Here is a 23,335-nt window from a genome sequence, read left to right on the forward strand (position 1 = left end):
CACCGCCTCGTCTGCCATTATCCGTTATTGGAACAAAAAGATCGTCTTGATCTCCTGAAACAGATCATTCAGCAGCCGGACGACCATGAACAGCACGACGACGAAACCGATCAGCGTTACCCAATGCGCCATATCTTCTTTGCCCATCTGCTTGAGCACCGTATGAATCATCGCAATGATGATGCCGATGCCCGCGATTTGGAAAATGGCGCTAACATCAATGTTCATCCCTGCGGCACCCCACTAAACGATCAAAATGACGACAAGCGCGGCAACCAGGACGCCGAGGCTCTTGCTCATCTTCTCGTACCGCGCTTGATCGTCTCTCGCCGCCTCCTCTTCCGCCTGCAGCTGCTGAACCGCAAGCCGCAAATGTTTGATTTGGTCATCTCGGTCGCTAATGCCAAGCGAAGATCCGAGACGTATGAAGGAGGCGCGCTCCGGCGCCTTCATCGCGGTGCGCGGCCAATGAGAGGCGGCCGCTTGCTCCCAGCACTCCCGGAAACTGCATTCCTTGTCCGACTGGAGCGTATCACCGACCGATTGAAACATGGCGCGCATTGCGCCCTGCATATGTTCGGCCGTGCGCTCGATGGCTTCGGGCAGCGGCGTGTAGCCGTATCCGATCTCCGTTTCCAACCGCTGCAGCGCATGGATCAACTGCCGAATATGACGCGGCCGCATCGCGAAACGAGCCGCCTGCTGGAAACCGATCATCGTGCCGGCGAATAGAATGAGCACCGCGCCGATCATCTTAACCATGCCCGTTCCCTCCCGCCGGCGTCCGCTCCAAGGCCGACGGACTTCGCGCCGCCGGCAAGGCGCGCACGACGCGTCCGGACAATCCGTCCGCGTTCTTGCGCAGCTCGACGCACACGTCGAACGCCCCTGCCGCAAGCAGCCGTTCGATCGCCGGTCTGCCTCGGGCTTCTTCCAGATCTTTGGCATGCGCGGTCGCGATCACCGCAATGCCCGCATGACTCGCGTCCAGAATCGCCTCGGCATCCTCCGGTCGGCCGATCTCGTCGACGATCAGCACGTCCGGCGACATCGAGCGCAGCATCATCATCATGCCTTCGGCTTTGGGGCACGCGTCCATCACGTCTGTGCGCGGGCCGATATCGAAGGTCGGCACGCCGCGTACGCAAGCGGCAATCTCGGAACGTTCGTCCACGATCCCGACTTTGCGCCCTTCCCAGCCCGCCGCCGCGGCATGTCCCCACTGTCCGGCGCTGACCGCTCGCGCGATATCCCGCACGAGCGTCGTCTTCCCCTGCTGCGGAGGCGCTACGATGAGCGCCGGGATAACCGAGCGGCGGTTGAAATCAAGCAGCTTGGGGAGCAGCTTGGCCGATGCGCCGATCACTTCCCGGGCAATTCGGATATTGAAGGCGCCGACATCCCGGATGCCCCGGACATGGCCGCCATCGAGAACCGTTCGCCCGGCGATACCGATTCTGTGGCCGCCCGCGACGGTGATATAGCCTCTGCGCAATTCTTCCTCCATGGCGTAAAGCGAATGGTTCGTCACCCGCTCCAAAAGCTTCCGGCAAAGGTCCCCGGATGGCCGGAATGCGCCGTGGGGCTGCGACATCGGCGTGCCATCGGGCGCGATGTACCGGAAACCTCCAGCGAACCCGATCTCCAGCGCGCGGCTTTCCCGGATGCGAATCTCCTCCAGCTTGTCCTTCACTTGATCCGGCATTCGCTCCAGCACAGCCGCAAGCTCCGCCGGCAGCAGATGCACGACACGTGTCAGCATTTCTCGTCCCTCCCGATCCCATCTAGCCGCAATGCGCGAGACGCATGCCAGCTTTTGACGCTAAACCATCGTATGCGGACAACCTGCCGATTATGCCGTTCGCCCTTCCACCTGCTTGCTAGCTGCAACTGGACGCTTATGAATGCGCGCAGCTATTTTTTGAGAATGCCGATCATTAAGCAGGTGATGCCCGCCCCTATCCATGCCAGCTTGGACAATGACAGTTTGTCGGACATCCCGACCAACCCGATCGTCGTCGTCGCGATGAGAATAAGCGGTCCGACGAACGCAAGCGACGAATTGACGACGAGCGCCTTATCGATCTGGTTCAGTCGCAGCATGAGCAGCGCGGCGCAGATTTCAATCGAGCCCGAAATAATTCGGAGCGTCGCCATGCTGAGCACGATTTTATTAATCAAAGCCGGATTCCTCCTTTCCTAGCGATCGTATCTACCAATCTGTCAACCCCGTTTCGGATAACGACGTTTCTATGAGATTGTATGCATGCTTGTCTGCTCTTCATGCCGATTTTTGTCCTGGTTCGCTCGTTCGATTGATCACCAAGCCGGGCACACGCCCGGTAGACGATGCATAAGATGCTCATGTTATCGGAGCAGTTGGAAGATAGTCTTGAAGGCGAGGAGAATGCTGCATGAAGGAGTTAACGCGGAGCATATGGCCGCCCGCGCTGGCGGACCCGAGCGGGCTTCGCGCATCTGGCGCGCTTGCCGCGAACACGAGCGGAGCGGACCGTGCGCACGGACGCGGACAGACGATGATTATCGACAAGGGACTCGGACGTTATGCGTTCGCGGATTTGATGGAGACGGCCGGCGATTATGTGGATTGCGTCAAAATCGGCTTCGGCACGGCGCCGCTCTCGAAGACGGAGCTGCTCCTGTTCAAAATCGAGCAAGCGAAGCTCCGCGGTCTGCTGATCATGCCGGGGGGGACGCTGCTCGAGGCCGCGATCCGACAAGAGCTCGTGACGGAGTTTTTCGACTCGGTCTGCAAATTAGGTTTCAACGCCATCGAAGTGTCCGACGGCACGATTGAATTGAACCGCGGGTTGCGGACGGCGCTCATCCAAGAAGGGATTCGAAACGGCCTGCAGGTCGTGACCGAATATGGCAAGAAGCTGACCGGCTCGCTGGTCGATGCCTCGGAGCTGGCCGATACGGCGGAGACCGACCTTGCCGCCGGGGCGAAGTACGTCACGGTGGAGGCTAGAGAATCGGGCGTCGGCGTCGGCCTGTTCGACGACAAGGGCAACTGCCGGGAAGATATGCTCGATGGCATCTGTCGCTTCGTCCCCGACCCTGGCCGGCTGATGTGGGAAGCACCGCTGAAGCACCAGCAGGTGCTGCTGCTGCAAACGTTCGGTCCCGGCGTCCATCTGGGCAACATTCCGCCCGGCGATGCGCTGGCGCTCGAGACGATGCGGCGCGGACTTCGTTCAGATACGTTCGGGTTCGGTCATGCTGCCGACCATCGAAAGCAGATCGAATATATGATTTAGAGGCCCGTGAAGCGGGCGATAGAGGAAGGCGGTCTAAGAAGGTTATGCATATTGAAGTCGTATCTTCCGTAAACGAGGCAAGAGAGGCGCGGCTGACGCAGCGGACGGCAATCGTCATCGACGTGCTGCGGGCCACGAGCACGATCGTGACCGCGTTGGAAGCCGGCGCATCCGGCATCGTGCCGGTCGAGACGGTGCTGGAAGCCCGCGCGCTTCAACGCCCTGGCGACGTCATGGCAGGCGAACGGTTCTGCCGCAAAATCGCAGGCTTCGACCTTGGCAATTCCCCGTTCGAATTCACGCCCGAGGCGGTGAGGGATCGGCGCGTCGTCTTCACGACCACGAACGGAACACGGGCCCTGCACAAGGCGCTCCGCGCCGATTATGTGCTGGCGGGTTCGCTGCTCAACGCTTCGGCATGCGCGAAGGCGGCCGCCGAGCTTCGACGGGATGTCGTCATTCTCTGCGCGGGGAGCCATGACGAGTTCGCGATCGAGGATGGCTTGTGTGCGGGACTGATCATCGACCGCCTGCAGGCGCTCGGCATCACGACGGAAACGAATGATTTCGGCGCGTCGATGCGCGGCTTCTACCGGGATTCCCGGCCGTTCCTGACCGAGACGATGCTGCAAGGCGTCACCGGCAAGCGGCTCGTCAAGCTGGGCTGCGCGCGGGAGATCGAGCGCTGCGCGCAGGTGGATGCCAGCGAGGCGGTACCGCGTCTGCAGGGCGATACCCTGGTGCTGGGCTGACATATCCGCATGGCTTGTTCCATACACTCTATTAACGCACGACGCTTATGCCCTGCTCGCATGCGGCGGCGGACAGCGACACTCGTAGCCAAGGAGCGGACAGCCATGAACGGTCAAGTCATTCTCGTTATCCTGATCATTATCGGCTTGATCGGCCGGTCGCCGATCATCTCGACGGCAGCTTGCGTGCTGCTGATCGTGAAGTTGATTCATTTGGAACGCTACTTACCGACCATCGAGCGGCGGGGACTCGAGCTTGGGCTGCTGTTTCTCACGTTCAGCGTACTCGTCCCCTTCGCTTCCGGCCGGATTTCTACGAAGGATATCACAGCCGCGTTGACTTCATGGCCCGGCATTCTAGCCCTGACCGGCGGCGCGCTTGCCACTTACGTGAACGGCAAAGGACTCGAAATGCTCAAATTCGACCCTCAGCTGGTTGTCGGTCTCGTCGTCGGCTCCATCATCGGCATCGTGTTTTTCCGCGGCATTCCGGTCGGCCCGCTGATGGCGGCTGGCATTACCGCCATTTTGTTCAAGCTGTTCAGCCTCATTGGGGGACGATTCTAGCTCGGCGGACGGCAAAAAGCCAGCCTACTCCTTTCGCAAATGCGAAAGAGGTGGCTGGCTTCGTGCTGCCATGCGAATGAATGGAATTAACGACGGTCTTGCGGTCCGCCGACGAATACTTGCTCCGCCGTGTCCAAGCCATAGGCCGTATGCAAGCCGCGAATAACATCCTGCACGCCTTCGGCGGCGATCACGCAGGACACTTTGATTTCGGATGTGCTGACCATTTTGATGCTGACGCCGAGCTTCGAGATCACGTCGAACATTTTGGCCGCAACGCCCGGGTTGCTAACCATGCCGGCGCCGACGATCGATACTTTCACGAGGTCGACTTCGGACGTCACTTCACGGTAAGGAACGGAAGCCCGGATGCTCTCCACGACTTGCGTCGCTTTCTCCTGGTCGTCTTTCGAGACCGTGAAGGAGAAGTCCGCTTTGCCGCCGAGCACGCCGCTCTGCACGATAATGTCGACGTCGATGCCGCCCTCCGCAAGCGCGCCGAACACCTTAGCCAGAACGCCAGGCTCATCCTCCACGCCCAAGATGCTGATTCTTGCTACATTCTTGTCAAACGCGATGCCGCGCACGACGACTCCCTGTTCCATGACCGCTTCCTCCTTCACCGTCGTTCCTTCATTCTGAGTAAAGCTCGAACGCACGACGAGCCGCACGTTGTAATGTTTCGCATATTCAACCGCACGCGGATGCAGAACCGCCGCGCCGAGATTGGCCAGCTCCAGCATCTCGTCGTACGAGATTTCGTCTAGTTTGCGCGCGCACTTCACGACGCGCGGGTCGGTCGAGTAGACCCCGTCGACGTCGGTATAGATTTCGCACACGTCCGCTTGGATCGCCGCTGCCAGCGCTACCGCTGTCGTATCGGAACCGCCGCGGCCGAGCGTCGTAATCTCGCCGTCGTCCGTCATGCCTTGGAAACCCGCCACGATAACGGCGTTCCCGGCGTCAAGCGCTTCGAAAATACGATTCGGCGTAATGTCCGAGATTCTCGCTTTGCCATGAACCGCTTCGGTGCGGATGCCTGCCTGCCAGCCCGTGAACGATACCGCGCGATGACCTATCGCGTGAATCGCCATCGACAGCAAGGCGACCGAAATTTGCTCCCCCGTCGTCAGCAGCATATCCATCTCGCGCGCCGGCGGATTCGGGTTCAACTGTTTCGACTGGTCAATCAGATCGTCCGTCGTGTCACCCATTGCGGATACGACCACGACGACCCGGTGACCCGCTTCTTTATAATCGGCAATCCGTTTGGCGACACGCTGCATCCGTTCAGTCGTGCCGACGGAGCTGCCGCCGAACTTCATCACAATCAACGACACCGCTGATCCACTCCCCAACGATTACTTTAACTCTTTAACGTTATACAAGGTCAGATTATAGCACAATTATTCCTATTTGGGTATACGGAAATCGACATAAACCGCCATACTGCGCCTGTTGCGGGGATTATGCCCGTACATAGAACGAAGCCGCCCGGGTTCTACCCGGACGGCTGCTTATGCATAATTATGCACGGGAGATGTATTTACCTTCGCGCGTATCGATCAGCAGCACGTCGCCTTCGTTAATGAAAAGCGGCACCTGCACGTTCAGGCCAGTCTCGACCGTTGCGTTCTTCGTTGCGCCTTGCGCCGTGTTGCCTTTCACGCCCGGCTCGGTCTCGATGACCTTCAGGTCGACACTGTTCGGCATGTTGATGCCGATGATCTCGCCTTGGTAGCTCGTGATGTTAACCGTCATGTTCTCTTTCAAGAAATTGACTTCCCACTCGAGCTGCTTCTTCTCCAGCGTAAACTGGTCGAACGTCTCGTTATCCATGAACGAATATTCATTGCCGGAGTTGTACAGGTATTGCACGGCGCGGTTCTCGATGATCGCGCGGCCGATGTTCTCGCCTGCGCGGAACGTGCGCTCGACGGTATTGCCGTTACGAAGGTTCTTCAGCTTGGAGCGGACGAATGCCGCGCCTTTGCCTGGCTTAACGTGTTGGAAATCAATGACTGTAAAGATGTCGCCGTCCACTTCGACGGTCAGGCCTGTTTTGAAATCGTTGACTGAAATCACTGCAAATTCCCTCCTAAAGGTAGTAAACCTGGTCTTACGCTAACGTATGTAGTTCCTTCGGCGAAGCCGTCAAGCGCTCGTTGCCGCCAGCGGTAATGACGATGTCGTCTTCGATGCGGACGCCGCCGAAGCCCGGCAAATAAATGCCCGGTTCGACCGTGACGGTCATCCCCGGCTCCAGAACGGTATCGCTCATCTTCGACAGTCGCGGCGACTCGTGAATCTCCATGCCCAGCCCGTGTCCGGTGCCATGGCCGAAATGATCCCCGTATCCGTAACGCGCGATGACATCGCGTGCAAGTGCATCCGCTTCGCGTCCTGTCATGCCGGGTTTGATGCCGGCAAGCGCGGTCATCTGCGCTTCAAGCACGATCGCGTATATTTCGCGGTGCTTCTCGGAAGGCTTGCCCACCACGACGGTGCGCGTCAAATCTGAACAGTAGCCATTGTAGTACGCCCCGAAATCCAGCTTCACGAATTCGTTGTCGCCGATTATTCGGTTGCTGGCTACGCCGTGCGGCAGCGCGGAACGTTCGCCGGAAGCCACGATCGTCTCGAATGAAGGGCCGGACGCGCCGCCTTTGCGCATGAACGTCTCCATCTCCAACGCGACGTCGCTCTCCCGAAGGCCTGGCTTGATCACGCCGAGAATATGCTGGTATGTCGCATCGGCCAGCGCACAAGCTTCGCGCATAACGGCAAGCTCGGCGTCATCCTTGAACATCCGGAGCTTCTCGATCACACCGGACACCGGGACGAGCTCAACGCCGGCCAATCCATCCTTCCAGCCGATATACTCGGAGAAGACAACATGATCCTGCTCGAAGCCCAGCCGCTTCACGCCGGCGGCGTTCGCCAGCTCCGCAACCGTGTCCAGCAGCTTGATGCCGTGCTCGACGACCGTGAACGCAGGCGCCTGCTCTGGTGCTTGGGTCCGGTAACGGAAGTCGGTCACAAGATAATTCTGCGTCCCGGTCAGCAGAAGCACACCCGCCGATCCGGTAAATCCGCTTACATAACGCCGGTTCACCGCGCTTGTCACCAACAGGGCGTCAAGGCCCAGCTCGCTTAAGCGCGCACGAATGCCGGCAACGCGATTGGTCGTCATATCCTTCACCCTTTCCATGGCTTTCGCGCATCTGCCCGCCATGCGGGGATTAGCCTTTCGCGCCAGCCTTCTCCAGATGACGGACAAGGCCGGTAAGGCCAAGCACGTAGCTTTGGGCGCCGAAGCCGGCAATCTGACCAACCGCCAATTCGGCCGTTACGGAAACATGCCGGAACGGCTCGCGTTTGTGGATATTGGAGAGATGTACTTCGACGAACGGAATCGCCACCGTGCCGAGCGCGTCGCGCAGCGCGTAGCTGTAATGCGTCAGCGCGCCAGGGTTGATGACGATCCCGTCTACGTTGCCGTAAGCCTCGTGAATCCGGTCAATGAGATAACCTTCATGATTCGATTGGTAAAACGACAGCGTCGCGCCAAGGCTCGCCGCGGTCTCCCGCAGCAGCGACTCGATGTCGCTCAGCGTGGACGTGCCGTAAACACCGGGCTCGCGAACGCCGAGCATGTTCAGGTTCGGTCCGTTTAATACGAGTATGGATAGCATCAGGTACCTCCCCGGCGCATAGATCAATTGCCATTTTACCACAATGACCCTTGCTTTGAGAAGTAGCTTATCTCGCTCCCGCCCGACCGGCTCCGGTCATCATCGGCTCCCTCGAAGCCTCGTCATGATATTCGAAGGCATGGGTGAAGCCGATGAACACGCCCCAAATCGAGAACACCGCCAGCTCGGATGCGAGCGTATTATATCCGATCTCGCGAACCGGCTCCACAATGCCGATCAGCGGACCGAGCGCGAGGAACAGAATGCCCCACCATATTACGCCGTACGCGATGCCGGCCCATGGCCCCCTGAACCTGCCGAGCACAAACATATACAGAAACGTGGCGACGATCGAAAACACGATAAAACTCGCGATGCCGATCAGCTGCCCCCAGCCCGACCTCAAGAAGGAAGCCAGAAAAAACGAGTCCACCATGAATCCCGGCAGCGCGTTCGTAAAATTCATGTTGTACAGCAGCCAGCGCAGCGTGCCCCAAATCAAGCCCGCAAAAAAACCTAGGTTAAGTCCGAACATGAACGGATTCGTTCTGTGCCGACGCCTGCGCAAGGCGTGTCTATGCGTGATTCGCACACGATTCGACCTCCTGTTGGTAATAGACGGTATTCGTTTGCTACCGGATTAGTATGGCGCATTTTCCACTCCACTAAACGAACTTTGCGGGGCGAGGCGCGGTAACGGATGCCGCTCGCAATCGTTCCGCGAATCAAGTACAATAGAAAGAGATTTTGATCATGAAGGATGGTGATTCGCCCTTGTCGCAGGAACCGCGCAATATCTATGGGGGGCAAGCCGTCATCGAAGGCGTCATGTTTGCGGGCAAGCATGTCAATGTCACGGCGGTTAGGCGCAAAAATAACGAGATCATGTTTTACGAAGTTCCACGCACCTCGCAGCCCTTCTTGCAGAAACTAAAAAAAATCCCGCTCATTCGAGGCATAGTCGGCATCCTCGAATCCAGCGCGAAGGGCTCCCAGCATCTGAATTTCTCGATGGAAGCTTACGCGGAGGACGAAACGCAAAGCGAGGACGCGCCGCCGGCCAAAACGGACAAGCCGGAGAAAAGCGGCTGGAGCCTCAGCATGATCGTCGGCGTCACGGTCGCCGGCATCTTGTCCTTCATCGCCGGCAAGCTCGTATTCACGGTCGTTCCCGCGGTCGTGGAAGAGTTGCTCTTTGGACAAACGTTCTCGAATAGAATAGTACACAACCTGATTGAAGGTCTTATTAAGATTTTGTTCCTCCTTACCTATTTGTACATCATCTCTTTGACGCCGATCGTCAAAAGGCTGTTCCAGTACCATGGCGCGGAGCATAAAGTGATCAGCGCCTACGAAGCAGGCGTGCCGCTCACCGTCGCGAACGTGCAGCGCTTCACCCGCCTGCACTACCGGTGCGGCAGCAGCTTCATCGTCTTCTCCGTGCTGGTCGGGGTTATCATCTACTCCTTCTTTACGTGGGATTCGATGTGGGAGCGGGTCTACATTCGCATTCTCCTGCTGCCGGTCGTGCTGGGCGTGTCCTATGAGACGCTGCGATTCACGAACGCGCTCCGCGATGTCCCCGTTCTGCGTTTCTTGGGCTTCCCGGGCCTCTGGCTCCAAAAGCTGACGACCAAGGAACCGAACGACGAACAGGTTGCCGTATCGATCGCCTCGTTCGAGCGAATGCTGGAGATTGACCGCCAAATGGGTAAAACCGCTTAACCGTTCCGCTTAACATCGGGAGAAAGGGTGAGTTTCATGCCGCGAAAAATGAGTCCTCTGTTCGTCGCCGTTTTAGTTCTCGCCGGATTAGGTCTTGTCTATCAGCTGATTTTTTTCCCCGGACGACTGGTGCTTCCGGTCATCGTGCTCGGCGCGATCTTCGCCGCGTACTTCTACCAGATGCGCGGCCGTCGCGCCAAGCAGAAGGCCAAACCCCATATGCGGGCGCAGCAGCCGACGCCAAGCAAGCCGAAGACGCGGAAGACAATGCCGTTCCGCGTCATCGAAGGCGGCAAGGACGACGACAACCTGCCGAAGTATCATTGATTCCTATTAAGGGATAAAGACGCGACAGCCCGGCTTGGCGAAATACGCCCGGGCCGAATCGTATCCCGACTTGTATAAAGCATCGCTTTCTTCCTGCGTAAGGTCGAAATCGGTTGACCGCATGCCGAGCGTCGGAATCTTGATGGCGCGCTCTCGGTTCTGCTTCTCGATGTACCGCTCGTCGTGCGCTTGCAGCATCGTTTCGAACATCGCTTGAAACATTGTAACCGGACCTCGGATGACGCGGGGTTCGGTTTCGTTTTTTCCGACGAGTTGATAGCCGACGACCGGCGTCCTTCCTCCTGCCGCGCCCTGTTCCGGATCGAACAGCCAGAGCGGAAAATTGCTTAACAGTCCACCGTCGACGATATACGCCCACATTCGTCTGGCGCTCTTATCTCCCCCCTGCTGGCGCGGCTGTCTCAGCCGAACCGGATCGAAGAAATACGGAATGCTCGCGCTCATCCGCACGGCCGCGGCTACCGGCATGCGGCCGGGATCGAGTTGATAATTCGCGATATCGTCCGGAAGGACCAGCAGTTTGCCGTTCGTGATATCAGAAGCGACGATCTTGAGCTTCCCCGCTGGCAAATCGTCGAACGTCCGGATCCCCTTGGCCGCGAGCAAACTCGTAATCCAATACGTTAATCCTTCGCCGCTGTATAAGCCCCCTTTAATGAACAACCGCGCTGCCGGACCGACCAGCTTCATCCGATACAGACCTCCCCGGGTTAAAAACGACCGGAACGGGGTACCTTCCACGATTCTCCTCAGCTCTTCTGCCGTATACCCCGCTGCTAGCAATGCGGCGATGATCGATCCCGACGAAGTTCCCGCTACCCGTCCGAACGCGACCCCCTTCTCTTCCGTCGCTTTGATCGCGCCTACCAACCCGATCCCTTTCACGCCTCCGCCCTCGAAGACGGCATTGATGATCGTCATCGCTTCCCTCCTGCCTCTGCAGCGCGTCCCGGCGCCGAACATCGGCGCTTCGCGCTGAAGCGTCAGGTCATGTATATGCATGCGATGCTTGGCACTGGTCGTGCCCGGGCAAGCCTGCGGCAACAAAAAAACCGCCCCTCCCTAATCAGGGCGGGCGGCTGAAGCCAAACGCGCTATTCGTTATCCAGCTCGGCGCGAAGCGAGCGCAAATCTTCCAACCGCTGCGGATCGCGCCGGAAATATTCGACGAGCGTCTCGATGCACGTGATGGAATCCCAGCTTAAGTGGTGCTCGATTCCTTCCACGTCTGCGTAAATATTGGCTTCCTGAACGCCGATCATCGTCAAGAACGATTCCAGCAGCTGATGCCGGTCGACCAGCCGCTTGCCCATTTTCTTGCCTTTGTTCGTCAGAACAAGCCCACGGTATTTCTCATAAATCAAATAATCGTCCTTGTCGAGCTTCTGAATCATCTTCGTCACGGAGGAGGGATGCACTTCCAATCCTTCCGCTATATCGGATACGCGCGCGTAACCTTTCTCGTCAATAAGCTTATAAATGCGCTCCAAGTAGTCTTCCATGCTTGGCGTCGGCATTAAAGAACCCCCATTCAACCATCGTCCTTACGCTGCGCCGAGGCCGCGCGCTTCTGCCGCGTCCTCATCTCTCCGGGGCGTACGGCTTGTCCATCTCAAGCGGGTCAGCCGCTTTTTCACTCTATGTATCATACAATGCCGCGGACGCCGGAAGCAACCTCGAGCGGAACTTTCCATGTTTGCCCCATCCATCCGCGGCGCAAACTAGCTGCAGGTACAGAATCTGCCCGAGGAGGGAGCCGCAATGAGTACGACCACGCTGGAGCGTCCCGCATCCGCGCGCAAGACCGCATCGTCATTCGTGCCGGAGCTGGTGTTTTTCGAGCCGGCCGCTCTGGATTATCCAAAGGGAAAACGCATTATGGAATGGGTACAGCAATCCGGTATTCCCTACCGGATGACGACGTCCCACAACCGGATCACCAATCTGCCCGGCGATTCCGAGCTGGAACAATACAAAATCGCCAAGCGCACGCTTGTCGTCGGCCTTCGCAAAACGCTCAAATTCGATACGTCCAAGCCGTCCGCCGAATATGCGATTCCAATCGCGACCGGCTGCATGGGTCATTGCCATTACTGTTATCTGCAGACGACGCTCGGGGCTAAGCCGTATATCCGGGTCTACGTCAATACGGACGACATCATCGAGGCGGCACGCGGCTACATTGCCGAACGCGAGCCGGAGATCACCCGCTTCGAGGCCGCCTGTACGTCGGACCCCGTGGGGCTGGAACCGATTACGGGCAGCCTGGCCGAGCTGATCGAGTTCATGGCGGACCAGGAGCATGGCAGACTGCGATTCGTCACGAAATTCCACCATGTCGATTCGCTGCTCGATCTGCGCCATAACGGCCATACGCGCATTCGGTTCAGCGTGAACGATAAATACGTCATCAAACACTTTGAACCGTCCACGTCCCGGTTCGAGGACCGGATCGAAGCGGCGGCGAAAGTCGCGCGCGCCGGCTATCCGCTCGGCTTCATCGTCGCGCCGATCATCTGGCACGAAGGCTGGGAAGAAGGCTATGCCGAGCTGTTCGCTTCGCTTGCGGAGGCGCTGCCCAAGGACGCGCATGCCGGCTTGACGTTCGAGCTCATCCAACATCGGTTCACGAAGACGGCGAAAGGCGTCATCGAGAAGCGTTACCCGAAGACAAAGCTGGAGATGGATATCGAGAAGCGCAAGTATAAATGGGGCCGCTGGGGTCAGGGCAAATACGTTTACCCCGATGAACAAGCAGATGCGCTCCGCATGTTCATCTCGGAGCGCATCTTTGATCATTTTCCCGATGCTACGATCGATTATTTCACCTAGAATTTCAGCCATTCCGGCGTAATGCCGTTCAGGTAAATCGTAATTTGCGTCATCTGGTCCGTGAAGAGCAGGAAGCCCATCAGAATCATGACAGCGCCGCCGACCTTCATCATAATCGCGGAGTACTTCACGATCCACCGCGCCGTCCCGATGAAGAAAGCCAGGACGAAGAACGGGATCGCGAACCCAAGCGAATAGGCGGTCGTCAATTGGAACCACGTTCCCGGCTCCGACGCGGCGAGTGCCAGAATGGCGGCGAGAATCGGTCCCGTGCAGGGCGACCAGCCCGCGGAGAAGCCGATGCCGAAGATCAGCGAGGCGAAGTAGCCGGACTTCTTCATCCGTATATCGAGCTTGCGTTCCTTTAGCAGGACACGAGGTTGAATGAGTCCGGTTAGAATAAGTCCCATAAGAATGATCAGAACCGCCGATAGTTGACGAATGAGCGACTGATACTCGGCAAACAAATCGGCAAAAGCGTTCGTGCCGTAGCCTAACGTGTAATACACGATGGAAAAGCCCAGTATGAAAAACAGCGTATGGGTCATCGTTTTGATCCGGATACTGGCCCCGGGTTTTTCGCTCTTGAGGTCCGTCACGGATACGCCGGTTATGTACGATAGATACGAGGGGTACAGCGGCAAGCAGCATGGCGAGATGAACGAGGCGAAGCCCGCCCCGAACGCCATCCAAATATTTACGTCAGACATGTGTATCCACTCCCACCTGGCATTAAGCTTTGCGTCTTCGGAAGGTCAGCAGCAGCAGCAGCATCGCGATGAGCAGCATGACGATCGTGCCGCCCGGCGCCAAGTTCCATACGCCCGCGAGGATTAGACCGGCAATGACGGCGATCTCCGCGATCACGACCACCGTCACGACCGACTGCTTGAAGCTGCGGGCGAACACGAGGCTGCAAGCCGCCGGAATCGTAAGCAGGGCCGATACGAGCAGGGCGCCGACGATCTTAATCGAGACGCTGATGACGAGCGCGGTCAGCACGCTAATCATCATATTGAAGTATTTCGTGGGCAAGCCGCTCACCGCGGCCGCATCTTCGTCGAACGAAATGAGAAACAGTTCTTTGGCATGGAGCGCGATCGCGACCAGCACGACAAGCGTCACGATGCCGATCAGCATGAGATCCAGATCGTCCAACGTGTAAATGCTGCCGAACAAATACCCCTCCACGTTGATGCCCGGACCCGTCTCAAGCGAGAACAGCAGCGAGGCCAGCGCCACGCCGCCCGACATGATGATCGCGATCGACAGTTCCGCGTAGGACTTGTACGCTTTGCGAAGCTTCTCGATCGCGAAGGTGGCCGCAAGCGCGAATATGAGTCCGACCGCGAGCGGGTAAATGCCGATGATAAATCCGAGCGCCACACCGGCAATAGAGACATGCGAGAGCGTATCGCCGATCATCGATAGCCTGCGCAGCACGAGGAACAACCCCATTAACGGGGCTGTCACGCCGATCAGAATGCCGCCGATCAGCGCTCTTTGAAAAAATTCGCTAGTTAAGATCTCCAACTGGACACGCTCGCTTTCCCGTTCTCCGACCGCTGCCGCAGCTCCCGGAGACTGTGCGTCAGGTTCGTCTCGCGGCAATCCTCCAAGTCATGGGAGTGTTTCACGTACAGCTTGATCTTCCCGCTCTCTTGTTTCGGATGCTCCCCGATGTACGAACGAACCCAATCCATGTCGTGGGACACGAGAAGAAACGTGATGTTATGATGTTGATGCATATGCTTGATCAAGTGAAAAAATCCTTGCTGTGTCTCCGCGTCGATTCCGACGGTAGGCTCGTCCAGAATGAGCAGCGCCGGATTGTTAATCAGCGCGCGCGCCAGAAAAGCCCGCTGCTGCTGGCCCCCGGACAGCTCGCCGATCCGCTTGGACGCCAAATCCTCGATGTTCATCGCGTGAAGCGCCTCGTCGCACTTCAGCTGATCCGCTTTGGTCACCCGCTTGAACAGCTTATTCTTATTGTAAAGCCCGGACAGCACGACCTCGCGCACTGTCGCCGGAAACAGCGGGTTAAAGCTGTTCTTCTGCGGCACGTAGCCGATACGGTTCCAGCCGCGGAAGCGCTCGATCGGCTCGCCGAACAGCTTGATGCTGCCGCTATCGGGCTTGAGCAGGCCGACGATCATCTTAAGCAGCGTCGTCTTGCCCGCCCCGTTCGAACCGATCAGCCCGACGAAATCGCGCTCCTGCACCGCGAAGCTTAAGTTCGACAATACGGGCTTCTGCTGATACGCGAACGACAGATCGTTCACTTCAATAATGTTCTGATGGCAAAACGGCTGTTGGATCACATTTAGCATCGGCCGCCGCCTCCTTGTCTGACCTATTATGTCGATGTTATTGGAGCGCCTTGACCAGGTTCTCCAGATTACGTTCCATGAGCGTGACGTAATCGTCGCCCGCGCTCTCTTGTTCTTTCGTCAATCCCTCGGCCGGATTCAGCACCAGCGTCTCGGCGCCGGTCTCTCTGGCGAGCGTCTGGGCAAGCTCAGCCGATACGAGCTCCTCGAAGAAAATATGGGTAATCCCCTTCTCCTTCACGAACTTCGCGATCACCAGCAAATCCTGCGCCTTCGGCTCCGCGTCCGGCGACAGGCCCATGATCGCCACCTGATTCAACCCGTAATCGCGGGCAAGGTAACCGAACGCCTGGTGCGTCGTGACGATGTCCTTCTTCTTCGCCGCGCCGAGCTTGGCGGAGAAGTCCGCATCCAGCTTCGTCAGACGTTCCTTGAGCGCTTTATAATTCGTTTCGAAATCCGCTTGATTCGCCGCGTCGGCTTCGCTCAGCGCCTTCAGCACGTTATCCGCCATGACGAGCATCGAACGTGGGCTCACCCATGTATGGGGGTCGTGCTCGCCGGCATGTTCATGCGCATGCTCTTCCTCTTCATGAGCTGCCTTCTCCTCGGCCGCATGGTCTTCCTCGGCGTGTTCATCCGCTGCGTGTTCCTCTTCCCCGTGGGCCTCGCCTTCGTGCTCGGCGTGCTCTTCCTCGGTCGCCTCGATGAGGGCGATGCCGTCGCTGACCGCCTTTGTCTTGAGCGCGCTGTCCTTCGGCAAACCCTGAAGAAAATCCTCCACCCAAGTTTCAAGCCCTGCACCATTATACAACAAAAGCTGCGCTTTGGATGCCGTGTTCAAATCTTGGCTCTTCGGCGTCCAATCGTGCGGCTCCACCCCGGCCGGAATCAGGTTCACGACGTTGACCGCCTCGCCGCCGATCGACTTCGCCAGGAAATACACGGGATAGAAACTCGTCACGACATTCATCTGGTCATCCTTCAATTCCGCTGCTGCTTCATTCTTGCCGCAGCCCGCCATAACAAACAATAAAGCGACCAGCACGGCCGCCGTCAACATCTTGCTCATACCTCTTCTTCTCACTTCACTTGCACCTCGTATCGTAGATAAAATGAACAATACCTTAGTATAACCAAAAACGTTAATCGTAAGACTTACGTTTCACATTATATCGGCCGTCGTTCGCCTTGTCAACGAAACGAAAGGCTGCACGCATGCGTGCAGCCTCCGGGAGCATTCCTTTTACTTCACAATTGCGCCATTAGGCATATCGTCCGGCACCGTAGCCAGCGTCAGCTGATCGCCATGCGACGCCGCGAGGATCATCCCTTGCGACAGCTCGCCTCTGAGCGTCACCGGCTTCAGATTCACGACGCAAATGACTTTGCGGCCGACCATCTGCTCCGGCGTGTAAAACTTCGCGATGCCCGACACCACTTGACGCTGTTCGTAGCCAAGATCGAGCTGGAGTTTCAGCAGCTTATCCGCCTTCTTCACCGGTTCGGCGGCGATGACCTGCGCCACGCGAAGCTCGACTTTGGCGAAATCGTCGATACCGATCTCATCTTTATGCTCGATGGGCTCAGCTGCCCCCGATGGCTGGATCGAAGCCGGCGCACTTGCGGACGAAGCAGCATCATCGGATTCCGTAGTCGCTGATCCACCCTTCATCGCGTTTGCAATATATGCGATCTCTTCCTCCGCGTCCAACCGCGGGAAGATCGGCTCGGCTTTCGCCACGCGCGTACCCCCCGGAATCAAGCCGAACGTCTTGACGCTCTCCCAACGGGCGAGCTGCGCTTCTTCCGGCAGTCCCAGCTGTTCGCGGATACGTCCCGGCGTGCTCGTCAAGAACGGCTGCAGCAGCACAGAGATGATCCGAAGCGATTCCGCCAGATGGTACATGACGGAAGCAAGCTCGCCCCGCTTCGCGTCATCCTTCGCGAGCGTCCATGGCTGCGTCTCGTCGATGTATTTGTTCGTGCGGCTGACCAGCTGCCAAATTTGCGTCAGCGCCACCGAGAACTCCATGTTGTCCATCGCCGCTTCGACTTGGGCCGCCGTGCTTGTCGCAAGCTCGGCGAGCGGCGCGTCGAATGCCGTTACGCTGCCGTCGTAAGCCGGAATTTCGCCTTCGAAATATTTGCCGATCATCGCGATCGTCCGGTTCAGCAGGTTGCCGAGGTCGTTCGCAAGGTCGAAATTGACCCGTTCCACGAAGCTCTCCGGCGTGAACAAGCCGTCGGAGCCGAACGGCACTTCGCGAAGCAGGAAATAACGAAGCGCGTCGAGGCCGTAACGGTCGATCAGCGTCACCGGATCGACGACATTGCCTTTAGACTTGGACATTTTGCCGTCCTTCATCAAAATCCAGCCGTGCGCGAATACCTTCTTCGGCAGCGGCAGGTCCAGCGCCATCAGCATAATCGGCCAGTAGATCGTATGGAAACGGACGATTTCTTTGCCGACCAGATGCACGTCCGCCGGCCAGAACTTGTTATATTGGCTAGGGTCGGCCGAATCGTAGCCGAGCGCCGTGATGTAGTTGCAAAGCGCGTCGATCCAGACATAGATGACATGCTTCGGATCGCCTTCCACTTTAACGCCCCAGTCGTACGTCGTGCGCGATACTGCCAAATCTTCGAGACCCGGCTTGATGAAATTGTTGATCATCTCGTTCTTGCGCGATTCCGGCTGAATAAACGACGGATTCTCCTCATAGAATTGAAGCAATCTGTCCGCATATTTGCTCATCCGGAAGAAATAGCTCTCTTCCTTGACAAGCTCGACCGGGCGGCCGCAGTCCGGACACTTATTGCCGTCGACCAGCTGGCGCTCCAGGAAGAACGACTCGCACGGCGTACAGTACCAGCCTTCGTATTCGCCTTTGTAGATATCGTCCTGCTTCAGCAGACGATCGAAAATTTTGGCGACCGCTTCCTTATGGCGCACTTCCGTCGTCCGAATGAAATCATCATTGGAGATGTCCAGCTTGCGCCACAGGTCCTGGATCCCGACGACGATATCGTCGACGAATTGCTGCGAAGACTTCCCGCTCTCCTTCGCCTTGCGCTCGATCTTCTGCCCATGCTCGTCCGTGCCAGTCAAATACCAGACGTCGTACCCGCGCAGCCGCTTATAGCGGGCCATCGCGTCGCCAGCCACGGTCGTATAGGCATGACCGATGTGAAGCTTGTCGCTCGGATAATAAATCGGGGTCGTAATATAGAATGTGTTCTTGTTGTCGCTCATGGCTAATGCGCCTCCTCTGATTAATGGGCAAAATAAAAAGCTTCCATCCCGTATGGGACGAAAGCTTGTAAGCTCACGCGGTACCACCCAAATTCCCTCCGCCCCTGAAGGGCGAAAGCTCCTGAATCGCTCGGCCTTGCGAAGGACGAGCGGAAGACCTGTAACGCGGCCGAAACGCCGCTCCCTAGCCGCCTGTCGCGGATCGAAAGCGGATTCTCCCGGACCATCTTCCACAAGCGGGCCTTGCCGGTTCGCAGCTGCCCCGGCTCTCTGAGAAGGACCTAACCCGTGTACTTATCCGTTCATCGAAAATGGTATCGAAACCTCTTATTCCAAATCATACCGAATCGGACAAACCAATGTCAAGCGCGCCGCTTCTCGGGCGCCGGCGGCACGTAATCGAGCCCGCCGGGATGGAACGGATGGCAGCGGCAGATCCGCTTCACGGCCAGCCACGACCCCTTCGCCGCCCCGTGCTTCTCGATCGCTTCCAGCGCGTAAGCGGAGCAAGTCGGATAGAACCGGCAGGTCGGCGGCTTGAGCGGCGAGATAAATTTCCGGTAGAAATGAATCGGTCCCTGGATCACTTTGCGCATGAATGCGTCCTCTCCCCAAGCAGTGTGCGTACGATAATTGTAAACCATTATTACGGCGAAAGCACGTCAGCCCGGCCGACTGTCATCGCCAAGAAAAAGCCCGCCATCTCGAGGATGGCGGGCTCCGTTATATAAGAGAAATGAGTGCTGTTATCGATTAATATCTGACTTCCGGCATCGGCAGGAAGAGCATCGCCAGCGGCAGGAAACTGCCCGAGGCGAGCGTGAATTTGATCTCGACCGTCTCCTCGGCGCTGCCTGTCCGGTATAGAACGGCTGCTTCGCTATTGTTCAGGAGCACGGATTTGTTCGTGACCGTCACGAGCTGTCCGTTCACGAGGAACGCGCCCGTATAGACGCCGCCGCGCGGATTGAGCGCGATTACCGTGTTCGGCGCGACATGGTTCAGCTTCATCGTGTACATGACGCCGAAATTACCGACGTTCAGCTCGTTGACGCCGCTTGTATAGTCGTAGCCGAACAAATAGGAGTCCATCGTGCGGTCGCCGAGCGTAATCCGTTTCGGTTCATAACCGAGCCGATCATCGATCTCGATCGTCCGGTTCGCGTTATTAAACGTCCCGCGGACATGTTTGCCGTCGCGCGGCATGACGGACAGCCAAGGCAGATAGGCGATCGGGTCTTTGTCCGCGGCCACGACGACGACGTCGTAGACCAGCTCCTGGTCCGAATACAGATCCGCGTAGGCGGAGTAAATCTGATTCGCCTTAATCGGCACTTTGCTTAGTTCCGGCAGCAGCACGACCGTCTGCCCCGGTTTGACCGCCGTCCAATTCGGCGACGCATTGTTCGCAATCGATTGGAGGTAGCGGACAACCGACAGCTTGCCGGTATTCTCCACGTAAGCATCCGGCCCGCCGATGCCGAACGAGCTCGTATTGACATTGGCCGTCGTGCCATTCCGGTTCGTCGCCAGCAAATACATACGTACCGGGTAGCCGATCTGGTTGTAGTTGTGGAACAAGAATCGGACGGGACCCGTGAGCTGATCTTCGTAAGCAATGCCTTCGCTGATGAGCGTCTCCGGACTATTGCTCCGCACCAGCTGCGCCGTATCCGATTGAATCGCATATTTGATCGAAGGGTATTGTAATACGGCAGCGCCGTTCACCGTGAACTTATCGCCTACGTTCGCGAATAGACGGCCGAATTCTTCCTTCGTATATAGCACTTCTTCCGTCACCGTAATCGTCTTCGTCACGGTGCCTGTCAGCCCGTGGCTATCCGTTACTTCCAGCGTGACCGATTTCTCGCCCGGTTCGAAATACGCGTCGCCTTCCGGCCGTCCGGTATATTTCGTTTTGACGATCGCGTTCTCGTCATCCATGCTGAGGTCGGTGAATAGAATCTTCTCCCCAATCCGATACGTCTCGCGCTCCACCTTGAAATCCGCCACCGGCGGCTGGTTCGGCGGCAGCACCTCTATCGTGACCGAATACGGATCGCTCCATTCGCCCGCAGCATCCTGGACCTGCCGAGTAATCGTATGGATGCCTGCCTCGTAGAAAATCTCTTCTTTGCCCGTCCAATGCTCGTTCACGAAAGGCCGCCCCGTCTGATTCGTCGACCGGTCGACGTACGTCACGATCGTTTGGCCCGCGTATATTTTGGACGTCGCCACTTCGAAATTCGCCGTCGGCTTCGTGCTCCAGGCGAGGGTAATCGTCGACCCCGTCAAATTCAGGCGGCTGTCCGTCATATTGGACCATGTGCGAATCGGCACCATCATCGAGCCGTTCAGCGCGAACGGCGCAAGCGGCGCCACGACCGCCTTCCCGTCACGCGTAATCGTCTTCCGGTCCGCCTTGAAGCGAAACTCGTGCAGCGGATTCTTCACGACCGATTCCCTTGTCTTCGCATCATACGAGATGGTATAGCCATATTGAGCGGCTACTGACTTGAGCGGAATGAAAGACGTGCCGTTCTTGGCTGTAACCGGTTGGGCCGACATCGAACTGACGCCGTTCTTGATCATGATCTTGCTGTTCAGCTTCAAGATCAGCTGATTCGCCCCTTGGGCCGCTGAAACCGAAGCGCCGGCGACACCGATTGGTGCGGCCAACAGCGACAAACTCAGCAACCATTTCAAAGATTTCATGACTTGTCTCCTTCTTCTGCTAGTTGAACACTGATGTTCGTGATTGGCGAAGGCGATTGCCGTCCGCTGGTCAAACCTACGCCAACTTAAACGTCAAAAAGAGCGAAATAGTTTCGCTCTTTTGTCGAATAGACACCATATGGACACAATTCTCAGATATGGATGCGGATCTGCCTTCAACCGTTCACGCGCATATTGATCAGAAAGCTGGCGGCCATGCAGACAAACGCGACCGCCGTCAGAATGCCTGCGATATTCCGCGTAAGGATCGCTTTGCGAAGCGGCTCCGGCTGTCCTTCCAGCCGCCTCGTCGCGACCGTGCGGTGCGCGAACATATAGAAAATCAGCAGCGCGACAAAGGCCAGGTTAACAAGAAACCAAATTTGCTGCCACACGTATAATCAACCTCCAATTGGACAAAGCGTAACGCTTCAACTAGACTAGACTGTATCGGATAACGCGGAGGATTGCAACCACGATTTAGGCAGATTGCAATCGGAAGGAAGTGACCTATGAAAACGAATCAGGCCATGCTCAATTTACGCCGAACCTTTATATACGGGACATGCGCTGCTGCGCTGGCGATCTCGCTAAGCGGGTGCGCGGGAGGTAAAGCGGAAAAGAACGTTGCCGACGCCGTCGCCGTCGCCAGCGCGCATGCCGGCCATGCGGATACGCACCTGCCGAATGGCGATCTGCGTCAAACGACGGCTGGCGTCGAGACGCTGCCGGCTTTCCTGACCGACGCCCACGGCGTGATTGTCCAGGCTTATCAAGCAGCGGCTACTGCCCAGGACGTCCTCGCCTACATTCCGTGTTACTGCGGGTGCGGCGATTCGGCCGGCCATCGCAGCAATCTGGAATGCTTCATCCATGAGACGAAGCCGGACGGCTCGGTGACATGGGACGATCACGGCACCCGCTGCGGCACATGCATGGAGATCGCGGTCCAAGCCGCCGTCATGAAACAAGAAGGCAAGAGCGTCTCGGACATTCGCAGCGCGATCGAGACCAAGTACAGCTCGCAAGCCCAATACGCGACGGATACCCCGCCGCCGCCGGCTTCCTAATACCAACATAGAGAGGAATACGCACCCATGACGATTGCAAACGAACCCCTTTCATCCCTATCGGCGGGCATGCCGCAAGCGCCGTTCGCCGGCTTCAACCAAGACGATTTCGATGTATTCGCCGTACCGGGCCTTGAAGCTCGCATGTCGCTGCTTATCGAGCGGATTCGGCCCAAGCTGTTCGAGCTTGGCGACCGTCTAGCCCCGGCGCTAACCGAGCTATGCGGCGAGACGATATACCCGCACGTCGCCAAGCACGCGCGCCGTACGATCAATCCGCCGAACGATACATGGGTCGCTTATGCGCCGAACAAGCGCGGTTACAAGGCTTTCCCCCATTTTCAGATCGGCCTGTTCGGCTCCCACGTGTTCGTCCAGTTCGCGATAATCTATGAATCGGACAAGAAGACCGTCTTCGCCGAGCATGCGCTGAAGCAAATCGACGATATCCTGACGCAAATCCCCTCGCACTTCGTGTGGTCGGGCGATCACATGGTGCCGGGCGGCGACCTGCAGGGCGCTCTCGGCGAGGAAGGGCTGCGGGCGCTGCTGGAACGGTTGAAGAAAGTGAAAGCTTCCGAGGCGCTCTGCGGCATTATCATCGACCGCCAAGACCCGCTGCTGCAAGACGGGGAAGCCTTCGTCGCCAAAGCGTTGGAGACGTTCCGCACCGTGCTGCCGCTGTATAAAATGTCCTGGTAAATCGCGAATCGCACCGGACTCGTCCCATACATCCGTCCACTGTGTCATAGACAAAAGCACCG

27 protein-coding genes are annotated in these 23,335 nt (G+C 57.7%); 8 read left to right on the top strand and 19 right to left on the bottom strand.

What is annotated here, in order from left to right:
• Positions 1 to 24: 24 nt before the first annotated feature.
• The 4 genes from spoIIIAC to ACFSKT_RS08920 all read right to left on the bottom strand — a co-directional run bounded on the left by spoIIIAC (position 25) and on the right by ACFSKT_RS08920 (position 2,181).
• The gene (gene spoIIIAC / locus ACFSKT_RS08905; RefSeq protein WP_110043494.1) at positions 25 to 228 is read right to left on the bottom strand and encodes a stage III sporulation protein AC; all 204 of its coding nucleotides are present in this window, start codon (positions 226 to 228) and stop codon (positions 25 to 27) included.
• 15 nt (positions 229 to 243) lie between these two features.
• Positions 244 to 762 (bottom strand): stage III sporulation protein SpoIIIAB, encoded by a 519-nt coding sequence (gene spoIIIAB / locus ACFSKT_RS08910; protein ID WP_377722399.1) that lies wholly within the window; start codon positions 760 to 762, stop codon positions 244 to 246.
• On the bottom strand, positions 755 to 1,762 hold the full coding sequence (gene spoIIIAA, locus ACFSKT_RS08915; RefSeq protein ID WP_377722400.1) for a stage III sporulation protein AA: 1,008 nt from the start codon (positions 1,760 to 1,762) through the stop codon (positions 755 to 757). Before spoIIIAA ends, spoIIIAB begins: the two co-directional genes overlap by 8 nt.
• 152 nt (positions 1,763 to 1,914) lie before the next feature.
• The gene (locus tag ACFSKT_RS08920; RefSeq protein ID WP_377722401.1) at positions 1,915 to 2,181 is read right to left on the bottom strand and encodes a YqhV family protein; all 267 of its coding nucleotides are present in this window, start codon (positions 2,179 to 2,181) and stop codon (positions 1,915 to 1,917) included.
• Between the two features lie 233 nt (positions 2,182 to 2,414).
• Between ACFSKT_RS08920 and comA the strand changes: the two genes are divergently transcribed.
• From comA to ACFSKT_RS08935, 3 genes are all read left to right on the top strand, one after another.
• Positions 2,415 to 3,281 (top strand): phosphosulfolactate synthase, encoded by an 867-nt coding sequence (gene comA / locus ACFSKT_RS08925; RefSeq protein WP_377722402.1) that lies wholly within the window; start codon positions 2,415 to 2,417, stop codon positions 3,279 to 3,281.
• 44 nt (positions 3,282 to 3,325) lie between these two features.
• Positions 3,326 to 4,033, top strand: a complete 708-nt coding sequence (locus tag ACFSKT_RS08930; protein ID WP_377722403.1) for a 2-phosphosulfolactate phosphatase — start codon at positions 3,326 to 3,328, stop codon at positions 4,031 to 4,033.
• Positions 4,034 to 4,138: 105 nt separating this feature from the next.
• Positions 4,139 to 4,600: a DUF441 domain-containing protein gene (locus ACFSKT_RS08935; RefSeq protein ID WP_377722404.1), complete on the top strand. Its 462-nt coding sequence runs from the start codon at positions 4,139 to 4,141 to the stop codon at positions 4,598 to 4,600.
• An 86-nt stretch (positions 4,601 to 4,686) separates the two neighbouring features.
• On the opposite strand, the gene ACFSKT_RS08940 is transcribed toward ACFSKT_RS08935, so the two are convergent.
• The 5 genes from ACFSKT_RS08940 to ACFSKT_RS08960 all read right to left on the bottom strand — a co-directional run bounded on the left by ACFSKT_RS08940 (position 4,687) and on the right by ACFSKT_RS08960 (position 8,887).
• Positions 4,687 to 5,940: an aspartate kinase gene (locus ACFSKT_RS08940; protein ID WP_377722405.1), complete on the bottom strand. Its 1,254-nt coding sequence runs from the start codon at positions 5,938 to 5,940 to the stop codon at positions 4,687 to 4,689.
• A gap of 187 nt (positions 5,941 to 6,127) precedes the next feature.
• Positions 6,128 to 6,685, bottom strand: coding sequence for an elongation factor P (efp, locus tag ACFSKT_RS08945; RefSeq protein WP_377722406.1), 558 nt, complete (start codon positions 6,683 to 6,685; stop codon positions 6,128 to 6,130).
• A gap of 34 nt (positions 6,686 to 6,719) precedes the next feature.
• Positions 6,720 to 7,793 carry a M24 family metallopeptidase gene (locus ACFSKT_RS08950; RefSeq protein WP_377722407.1) on the bottom strand — a complete coding sequence of 358 codons (1,074 nt, stop codon included), beginning with the start codon at positions 7,791 to 7,793 and terminating at the stop codon, positions 6,720 to 6,722.
• Positions 7,794 to 7,842: 49 nt separating this feature from the next.
• The gene (gene aroQ, locus ACFSKT_RS08955; RefSeq protein ID WP_377722408.1) at positions 7,843 to 8,295 is read right to left on the bottom strand and encodes a type II 3-dehydroquinate dehydratase; all 453 of its coding nucleotides are present in this window, start codon (positions 8,293 to 8,295) and stop codon (positions 7,843 to 7,845) included.
• A 67-nt stretch (positions 8,296 to 8,362) separates the two neighbouring features.
• Positions 8,363 to 8,887, bottom strand: a complete 525-nt coding sequence (locus ACFSKT_RS08960) for a YqhR family membrane protein (protein WP_377722409.1) — start codon at positions 8,885 to 8,887, stop codon at positions 8,363 to 8,365.
• Positions 8,888 to 9,048: 161 nt separating this feature from the next.
• On the opposite strand from ACFSKT_RS08960, the gene ACFSKT_RS08965 reads away from it, so the two are divergent.
• Together ACFSKT_RS08965 and ACFSKT_RS08970 are read left to right on the top strand one after the other, a co-directional pair.
• The gene (locus ACFSKT_RS08965) at positions 9,049 to 10,020 is read left to right on the top strand and encodes a DUF1385 domain-containing protein (protein ID WP_377722410.1); all 972 of its coding nucleotides are present in this window, start codon (positions 9,049 to 9,051) and stop codon (positions 10,018 to 10,020) included.
• 36 nt (positions 10,021 to 10,056) lie between these two features.
• A complete protein-coding gene (locus ACFSKT_RS08970) occupies positions 10,057 to 10,347 on the top strand; it encodes a hypothetical protein (RefSeq protein ID WP_377722411.1) in 291 nt (96 codons plus the stop codon).
• Positions 10,348 to 10,353: 6 nt separating this feature from the next.
• Here ACFSKT_RS08970 and ACFSKT_RS08975 read toward each other — a convergent pair whose 3' ends face one another.
• Entirely contained in the window at positions 10,354 to 11,289 is a 936-nt protein-coding gene (locus ACFSKT_RS08975) for a patatin-like phospholipase family protein (protein ID WP_377722412.1), read from the bottom strand.
• A 173-nt stretch (positions 11,290 to 11,462) separates the two neighbouring features.
• A complete protein-coding gene (gene mntR, locus ACFSKT_RS08980) occupies positions 11,463 to 11,885 on the bottom strand; it encodes a transcriptional regulator MntR (RefSeq protein WP_377722413.1) in 423 nt (140 codons plus the stop codon).
• A 244-nt stretch (positions 11,886 to 12,129) separates the two neighbouring features.
• Here mntR and splB point away from each other — a divergent pair, with 244 nt between their 5' ends.
• A complete protein-coding gene (gene splB / locus ACFSKT_RS08985) occupies positions 12,130 to 13,200 on the top strand; it encodes a spore photoproduct lyase (protein WP_377722414.1) in 1,071 nt (356 codons plus the stop codon).
• On the opposite strand, the gene ACFSKT_RS08990 is transcribed toward splB, so the two are convergent.
• The 8 genes from ACFSKT_RS08990 to ACFSKT_RS09025 form a co-directional block, all read right to left on the bottom strand.
• Positions 13,197 to 13,910 (bottom strand): cytochrome c biogenesis CcdA family protein, encoded by a 714-nt coding sequence (locus ACFSKT_RS08990; RefSeq protein ID WP_377722415.1) that lies wholly within the window; start codon positions 13,908 to 13,910, stop codon positions 13,197 to 13,199. The two genes, splB and ACFSKT_RS08990, sit on opposite strands and share 4 nt — an antisense overlap.
• Before the next feature lie 22 nt (positions 13,911 to 13,932).
• On the bottom strand, positions 13,933 to 14,733 hold the full coding sequence (locus ACFSKT_RS08995; RefSeq protein WP_377722416.1) for a metal ABC transporter permease: 801 nt from the start codon (positions 14,731 to 14,733) through the stop codon (positions 13,933 to 13,935).
• The gene (locus tag ACFSKT_RS09000) at positions 14,721 to 15,530 is read right to left on the bottom strand and encodes a metal ABC transporter ATP-binding protein (protein ID WP_377722417.1); all 810 of its coding nucleotides are present in this window, start codon (positions 15,528 to 15,530) and stop codon (positions 14,721 to 14,723) included. Before ACFSKT_RS09000 ends, ACFSKT_RS08995 begins: the two co-directional genes overlap by 13 nt.
• Positions 15,531 to 15,567: 37 nt before the next feature.
• Entirely contained in the window at positions 15,568 to 16,602 is a 1,035-nt protein-coding gene (locus ACFSKT_RS09005; protein ID WP_377722418.1) for a metal ABC transporter solute-binding protein, Zn/Mn family, read from the bottom strand.
• A gap of 174 nt (positions 16,603 to 16,776) precedes the next feature.
• The gene (gene metG, locus ACFSKT_RS09010) at positions 16,777 to 18,786 is read right to left on the bottom strand and encodes a methionine--tRNA ligase (RefSeq protein ID WP_377722419.1); all 2,010 of its coding nucleotides are present in this window, start codon (positions 18,784 to 18,786) and stop codon (positions 16,777 to 16,779) included.
• 362 nt (positions 18,787 to 19,148) lie between these two features.
• Positions 19,149 to 19,382, bottom strand: a complete 234-nt coding sequence (gene yidD, locus ACFSKT_RS09015) for a membrane protein insertion efficiency factor YidD (protein ID WP_377722420.1) — start codon at positions 19,380 to 19,382, stop codon at positions 19,149 to 19,151.
• Positions 19,383 to 19,539: 157 nt separating this feature from the next.
• A complete protein-coding gene (locus tag ACFSKT_RS09020) occupies positions 19,540 to 21,501 on the bottom strand; it encodes a stalk domain-containing protein (RefSeq protein ID WP_377776313.1) in 1,962 nt (653 codons plus the stop codon).
• A 176-nt stretch (positions 21,502 to 21,677) separates the two neighbouring features.
• Positions 21,678 to 21,896 carry a hypothetical protein gene (locus tag ACFSKT_RS09025; RefSeq protein WP_377722422.1) on the bottom strand — a complete coding sequence of 73 codons (219 nt, stop codon included), beginning with the start codon at positions 21,894 to 21,896 and terminating at the stop codon, positions 21,678 to 21,680.
• Between the two features lie 117 nt (positions 21,897 to 22,013).
• Between ACFSKT_RS09025 and ACFSKT_RS09030 the strand changes: the two genes are divergently transcribed.
• Positions 22,014 to 22,571, top strand: coding sequence for a PCYCGC motif-containing (lipo)protein (locus ACFSKT_RS09030; RefSeq protein WP_377722423.1), 558 nt, complete (start codon positions 22,014 to 22,016; stop codon positions 22,569 to 22,571).
• 27 nt (positions 22,572 to 22,598) lie between these two features.
• The gene (locus ACFSKT_RS09035) at positions 22,599 to 23,273 is read left to right on the top strand and encodes a YktB family protein (RefSeq protein ID WP_377722424.1); all 675 of its coding nucleotides are present in this window, start codon (positions 22,599 to 22,601) and stop codon (positions 23,271 to 23,273) included.
• The last annotated feature ends 62 nt before the right edge of the window (positions 23,274 to 23,335 follow it).

The organism is Paenibacillus xanthanilyticus, from assembly GCF_042682185.1.
GTDB classification, from domain to species: domain Bacteria; phylum Bacillota; class Bacilli; order Paenibacillales; family Paenibacillaceae; genus Paenibacillus_Z; species Paenibacillus_Z xanthanilyticus.

Excerpts from the sequence above, each read along its gene's own strand:
- spoIIIAC (WP_110043494.1), bottom strand. The coding sequence starts at position 228 with ATGAACATTGATGTTAGCGCCATTTTCCAAATCGCGGGCATCGGCATC.
- spoIIIAB (WP_377722399.1), bottom strand. The coding sequence starts at position 762 with ATGGTTAAGATGATCGGCGCGGTGCTCATTCTATTCGCCGGCACGATG.
- spoIIIAA (WP_377722400.1), bottom strand. The coding sequence starts at position 1,762 with ATGCTGACACGTGTCGTGCATCTGCTGCCGGCGGAGCTTGCGGCTGTG.
- comA (WP_377722402.1), top strand. The coding sequence starts at position 2,415 with ATGAAGGAGTTAACGCGGAGCATATGGCCGCCCGCGCTGGCGGACCCG.
- ACFSKT_RS08930 (WP_377722403.1), top strand. The coding sequence starts at position 3,326 with ATGCATATTGAAGTCGTATCTTCCGTAAACGAGGCAAGAGAGGCGCGG.
- ACFSKT_RS08935 (WP_377722404.1), top strand. The coding sequence starts at position 4,139 with ATGAACGGTCAAGTCATTCTCGTTATCCTGATCATTATCGGCTTGATC.
- ACFSKT_RS08950 (WP_377722407.1), bottom strand. The coding sequence starts at position 7,793 with ATGACGACCAATCGCGTTGCCGGCATTCGTGCGCGCTTAAGCGAGCTG.
- aroQ (WP_377722408.1), bottom strand. The coding sequence starts at position 8,295 with ATGCTATCCATACTCGTATTAAACGGACCGAACCTGAACATGCTCGGC.
- ACFSKT_RS08965 (WP_377722410.1), top strand. The coding sequence starts at position 9,049 with ATGAAGGATGGTGATTCGCCCTTGTCGCAGGAACCGCGCAATATCTAT.
- ACFSKT_RS08970 (WP_377722411.1), top strand. The coding sequence starts at position 10,057 with ATGCCGCGAAAAATGAGTCCTCTGTTCGTCGCCGTTTTAGTTCTCGCC.
- ACFSKT_RS08975 (WP_377722412.1), bottom strand. The coding sequence starts at position 11,289 with ATGACGATCATCAATGCCGTCTTCGAGGGCGGAGGCGTGAAAGGGATC.
- mntR (WP_377722413.1), bottom strand. The coding sequence starts at position 11,885 with ATGCCGACGCCAAGCATGGAAGACTACTTGGAGCGCATTTATAAGCTT.
- splB (WP_377722414.1), top strand. The coding sequence starts at position 12,130 with ATGAGTACGACCACGCTGGAGCGTCCCGCATCCGCGCGCAAGACCGCA.
- ACFSKT_RS08990 (WP_377722415.1), bottom strand. The coding sequence starts at position 13,910 with ATGTCTGACGTAAATATTTGGATGGCGTTCGGGGCGGGCTTCGCCTCG.
- ACFSKT_RS09000 (WP_377722417.1), bottom strand. The coding sequence starts at position 15,530 with ATGCTAAATGTGATCCAACAGCCGTTTTGCCATCAGAACATTATTGAA.
- ACFSKT_RS09005 (WP_377722418.1), bottom strand. The coding sequence starts at position 16,602 with ATGAGCAAGATGTTGACGGCGGCCGTGCTGGTCGCTTTATTGTTTGTT.
- metG (WP_377722419.1), bottom strand. The coding sequence starts at position 18,786 with ATGAGCGACAACAAGAACACATTCTATATTACGACCCCGATTTATTAT.
- yidD (WP_377722420.1), bottom strand. The coding sequence starts at position 19,382 with ATGCGCAAAGTGATCCAGGGACCGATTCATTTCTACCGGAAATTTATC.
- ACFSKT_RS09020 (WP_377776313.1), bottom strand. The coding sequence starts at position 21,501 with ATGAAATCTTTGAAATGGTTGCTGAGTTTGTCGCTGTTGGCCGCACCA.
- ACFSKT_RS09030 (WP_377722423.1), top strand. The coding sequence starts at position 22,014 with ATGAAAACGAATCAGGCCATGCTCAATTTACGCCGAACCTTTATATAC.
- ACFSKT_RS09035 (WP_377722424.1), top strand. The coding sequence starts at position 22,599 with ATGACGATTGCAAACGAACCCCTTTCATCCCTATCGGCGGGCATGCCG.